The 1,603-nt window shown below is 37.1% G+C and carries 2 protein-coding genes; one reads left to right on the plus strand and one right to left on the minus strand.

The window, feature by feature from the left end:
* Positions 1-206, plus strand: a 206-nt coding sequence (locus tag LW137_RS07060; protein WP_233034944.1) for a hypothetical protein, incomplete at its 5' end; no start/stop codon positions are given.
* A 407-nt stretch (positions 207-613) separates the two neighbouring features.
* Here the strand turns inward: LW137_RS07060 and LW137_RS07065 are convergent.
* On the minus strand, positions 614-1,603 hold a 990-nt coding region (locus tag LW137_RS07065), incomplete at its 5' end, for an autotransporter outer membrane beta-barrel domain-containing protein (RefSeq protein ID WP_233034946.1).

Here is a 1,603-nt window from a genome sequence, read left to right on the forward strand (position 1 = left end):
TTTTTTGTTCTTTAAAATATTTTGAGGTTAGTGAACCTCTTTGGATCTTCTTTGATCCTTTTGCTTTTGGGTTTATCTTCTTAGATTTGAGAGATAAACTTTTTGCTTTGAGGGCCATTCCTCTTTTTTCAAGCCATAAAGGGCTAGATAAAGATCTAAGAGACTTGCTTAGAATCTTTTTAGCCTTTCCACCCTCTGAAACATAAAAACATCCTAAAATAGGATACACACACTATAAACTATGAAAAACTTTAAGAGCCTCCAAACATAAAAAGAGGCTCCATCAAGTCTTTTATCCCCCCCCCTTTTTTTTAGAGTGATTTTTTGTTTTTAACCTCTCTTTTTGTTTTTTCTAGTTTTTGTGATGAACCTTTTCCCCAACCTTTTGTTTTCCCCACCTTTTGCTTTCCCCACCTTTTGTTTTTCTCCCGCCCCTTTGCTTTCTTCACCCACTTTTGCTTTGCTTTTTTCTCTACCTATTTAGTTTCCTTTGTGTTTCACACTCTTTTGCTTCTTTTTATATTTCCACCCACTTTTTCTCTCATAGAGTGTTTTTCTCTTTTCTTTGTGCTTATATCTCTCTTATTCCCCCACCCTTTGATTTTTTAGTGCCCTAACTACTCTTTTTTTCACTGAGGGCTTGAGGAGCTGGAAGAGGAGTAGCTTCTTGTTGTCTGACCTTCTCTCCAAAGGAATATCTCACTCCTACATTGACTTGATAATCTGTGCGGATCTTCCCACCAAAAGACTTCTCAAAATCCAAATACAATCTTGTGTGATCTTTTAGAGAGATATTTGTCCCAACATTGAGCAGGAATGCTCCAGAAGAAGAGTACTTGTTTGTCTTATCAGAGAAATCCACAAGGTTATCAAATGTAATGCTTCCTCCATGGATATAATCTCCCACATAATAAGTTCCCAAATACAACTTCGCATTCATCTCTTTATCCTGTGTGAATTCTTGGAAATCAAATCCCCAATTCACACCCAATCTTCCTCTAAGTGTAAAGATCCCATCTTGTGAAGTTTGCAAGAATGATCCATCAGCACTTTGAGTGAAGCTCTGTCCTCCTAGATATCCCAAAGACAACTCTCCTTGAGGATCGATGAAGAAATTCAAAGGAAGTTTGAAGCGATAGCCTACTTCTTGAGAGAGTGTTCCGCCTAAGACTCTAGGCTTATAGTTTTCATTCTTATTGGATTTGAAATCATTAGAGATGAAACTAAACTTAGCAACTGTATCTGTATATAGACCACTATCAGCCACATAAGCTGCATAGATTCCTGCTTCCATTCCATTGGCATTATTGCTAAGGATGACAGAGTTTTGAGCTTGATTTGGAGAGCTAAAATCACTCAAAGCATTTGAATAAGAAAGAGCAAATCCTAGATAGAAATTAGAATCTTTCCCTCCAAAGTTACTGTCATATCCTCCTTGGATAGTTGTATAAGTAGATTGAGTTTCCACTCCAAAATCTACAGTTTGCTTTCCATTAAAGACACGCAACCATACTCCATTGGCCTTATCATTATCTCTAAGCTCTCCCATTCTTTTATTGAGTGAGTTGAGATTGGCTAGATAGAGTTGATAGGTGCTAATCAT

Origin of the sequence: Helicobacter kayseriensis, from assembly GCF_021300655.1 — a bacterium.
In the GTDB taxonomy this organism is placed as follows: Bacteria; Campylobacterota; Campylobacteria; order Campylobacterales; family Helicobacteraceae; genus Helicobacter_G; species Helicobacter_G kayseriensis.